Annotated in this window: 1 protein-coding gene; it reads left to right on the top strand. The window is 34.0% G+C overall.

All coding sequences use genetic code 11. The annotated features are described in order from the left end of the window. Positions 1–932 precede the first annotated feature (932 nt). Positions 933–3,152 (top strand): PAS domain S-box protein, encoded by a 2,220-nt coding sequence (locus HOG71_16100; protein MBT5992369.1) that lies wholly within the window; start codon positions 933–935, stop codon positions 3,150–3,152. The last annotated feature ends 500 nt before the right edge of the window (positions 3,153–3,652 follow it).

Here is a 3,652-nt window from a genome sequence, read left to right as displayed (position 1 = left end):
CCCGTCGACAAAATAATTTTAGTGACGAAAAAATACACATTTTATTTTTAGAAATTGAAAATCAGTACGGTAGGTGAGATTGATATATTGTTTTTATTATACTTATGAGGATGTGATGTTGAACCATAAATGAAGAAATTCTGATTACTTGACATGTATAGAATTAAAACTGAATGGAGTAGCCAATGATCCACTATTTACTATAAATACTTATTATACAATTGGTTGTACTATTTACTTATAGTTATTTGTTGTTGTTTATTTTGCTGTCAATACGGAGAAAGTCCATTGCGTTCTCGTCGACAAAATTTGGATTGTGACGGAAAAGTGTACAAAAGTGAATTAGTATATTAAGAATGCTATAAATGAATAAGTTCGCATATGATATCTAATTACTCTTTGGCATAGCTGGAATATCGTTGTTTAACTCTTTGTAAACCTTTTTATACTAAGTCCAATTCATAATTAATAAACATATATAGATAAACTTATTACAATTCCACAATAATTTGTAATTTTTACTTGTATTTGAAGAATAATAATTAAAAGACATGAAGATATATTTACACTTAAAAAATCAAACCCCTGGGATTTTTTCCGGATTTTGTTAAAGAGTAACCCATGAAAAGACGACTATTTACTCTCATACTTGCAATGATTCTGAATCGGGAAAATAAATATTATTCAGGCAATTACTGGATTTGCAGTTCATTCCTCAGATGAAGAGTTGAAGCGCGATCAATTAAATTTGTTTGAAGTCCTAAGCATGTACGGAATCTGTTTAAGTAAAACGATGGATGCCAATAATTATGAAAATGTATTGGAGTATTACAGTTTTTAAATCAGAATTAGTAAAAGTTCTAACTGGAAAAAAACAACATCAGGAACGATTAGATTAGATTTAGCTTGTTAAAACAACAAAATACCATATAATGAAAATCCGCACAAAACTTATATTTCCTATCGTTTCAATATTTATTTTGGGCAGTATCATTTTAGCTATCTTTATCGGTATAAGGGAATCTTCTCAGCACATTGAACATGAGAAAGATTTGTGGATTCGTATAGGGGAGAATCTTTCCAATTCCTGGAAAAGTACAATGTTGTTTACAGGGTCACATAATCTTGCTCGAGAAAATTATTATGAAAAACCATTAGAACATGAGATCAATAGGAAATTTGTTCGAAATCCTAAGTTGCTTAAAAATAATCCTGAAAGCAGCCCTTACATTTCAATCGATTTGGAAAAACAAGTAATTGCAGATGGTAAATTGATGTCAAGTATTATTGATATGGGACTTTCGAAAAACCTCTTAACACTGGTTCCAATGAAAGCAGAGACAGAGTGCGTTACGTGTCATGTAAAAGATGATATTGAAGTAGGAGATGTAATGGCGATTATTGCCATTACATCCAGTTTGGTGCATGTTGACACACAAATAAAGTCTGATATTAAATCTTTTTTTTCAGGAATAGTAATTATTATTATAATTGGTACACTTTTTATCTACATTTTTACAATCCGCATGACTCACCCAATTACTACTCTGGTGAACAGGACCAAATTAGTTGCAAAAGGAAATCTTGATATTATTTCGGGCGTCAAGCGGAATGATGAAATAGGAGAGTTGGCCGATTCCTTCGATTATATGACGGAAAATTTGAGAGATTCTAGAAATAAATTAAAGAATTATTCTAGAAATCTTGAACATAAGATTGAAGAACAAATTAAGGATATCCGTGAATCAGAAAAAAAGTACAGGCAAATCATTGAGGAAACAAGTGATTTCATTTTTACTACCGATTTCCAAGGGTATTGCACATATATTAATCCCCCTGGTCAAAGATTTAGCGGATATTCGGAAGAAAAGCTTATCGGAACACACTTCACGGACCTGATTCATGCAGAATGGAAGGAGCAAGTTCAGTTATTCTACCAGAAGCAAATACAAGAGCATGTGAATGAAACGCTCCTCGAATTTCTAATGGTTAATCGAGCCGGAGAGGAGAAGTGGGTTGAACAGTCAATTACACTAATAACCAATGGAGATTTGATCACCGGATTCCAAGGCATCGTACGTGACAAAACCGATCGGAAGAAAGTTGAGACAGCGCTGAGCATTGAAAAGGCTTACCTTGCAGAACTTATAGAAAGTACACCGCTGGCAATTGCGGTTTTTGACGACCAGAGTGATATCCAACGGATTAATAAGGAATTCACGAAATTGTTTGGTTATGGAGAAGAGGTATTAGGTGAGAATATAGATTTATTGCTGACAAATGAGGAGTTGCATGAAGAAGCACTACAAATAACGGCCACTAACTTAATTGGGAAACGTGTGGAAAAAGAAACAATCAGGATTCGGAAAGACGGTACGGCAGTTTCAGTGTTGATTATCTGCACTCCAGTGAAGTTTAATGATGGAAAATTGGCCTTTTACGGTATTTATCGTGACATTACTAATCGAAAACGGGCAGAAGAAGCACTTTACAACGCTAACTCGTTAAAAGAAATGTTATTGGATGTAATTGCACATGATCTAAAGAATCCTGCTGGAGTAATCAGTGGAATGTCAGATATGATGATGGAGGAGCTACCAGGGAATGAAATGCTAGAAGTAATAATAAATAGTTGTAATAGCTTGTTGAAAGTAATAGATAATGCAACAGTACTATCACATGTCGCTTTGGGTGAAGAGATTAAGTTTGATAAACTTGATTTAGCCGAAGTATTGAGGGAGATCGCAATAGAATGGAAGCCCACATTAGATGATCATGGTATGACTTTGGCGACAGATTTACCCCAAAAACTTAATATACGGGCAAATCCAATCATTTCTGAGGTATTCAAAAACTATATCAGTAATGCTGTAAAGTATGCATCTAATGGAAAGAAGATATTAATTAACAGCGAAGAGGTTGATAGCTCTCTTACAATTAATGTGAAAGATTTTGGTGAAACACTCCCCGAAGACAAACGCCAAGCTGTATTTACTCGTAGTGTCCAACTGGAAGAGGGTGAAAAGCGAGGTCGTGGCTTGGGTTTAGCAATTGTAAAGCGTATTGCCGATGCACACAATGCCGAAGTTGGTGTGAAACCGAATAAACCAAAAGGGAATGTGTTTTATATAAAGATTCCCATCAGTACTTAACCAAACTCCATTATTTGGACCACATTCTGTGGTAATAAAACAGTTGATTTTGTTAATTCTTCAAAGCTCGTGAAGTTAACAGTATTGCAACAGCAAATAGGGTTCGAAATTCCCCCTCGCCGAGAATCGTAAAATCACAGAAAAACAGTATAAATAACACTGGTTAATGATATTTTAAATTTTAAAAATAAATCTCAATGCATGTAATCCTCCAATACCTCCCGGACACATAGATGTTATTTTAATAATTATGTTGGCTTCTGTAATCCTCCATAAACTGTTGGACAAAACAGTCCTTATTTAAAGAGAGTACTTCAGGCCTGATTGACATTACTAATTTACCAACTTAAGCTGATTGGATTAAGTTGGATTTTTTAATTTTCTCTCTTTCCTTAATTATTTTAGAAAGATTAATTTAAGTTGATAAATCAACAATGTCAATCAGGCCTGAAGTACTCTCTTTAAATAAGGACTGTTTTGTCCAACAGTTTATGGAGGAT

The sequence above is a fragment of the Bacteroidota bacterium genome (assembly GCA_018698135.1).
Classification (GTDB): Bacteria; Bacteroidota; Bacteroidia; order CAILMK01; family JAAYUY01; genus JABINZ01.
The sequence above is the reverse complement of the archived record's forward strand: the minus strand, read 5'-3'. Positions and strand labels throughout refer to the sequence as shown.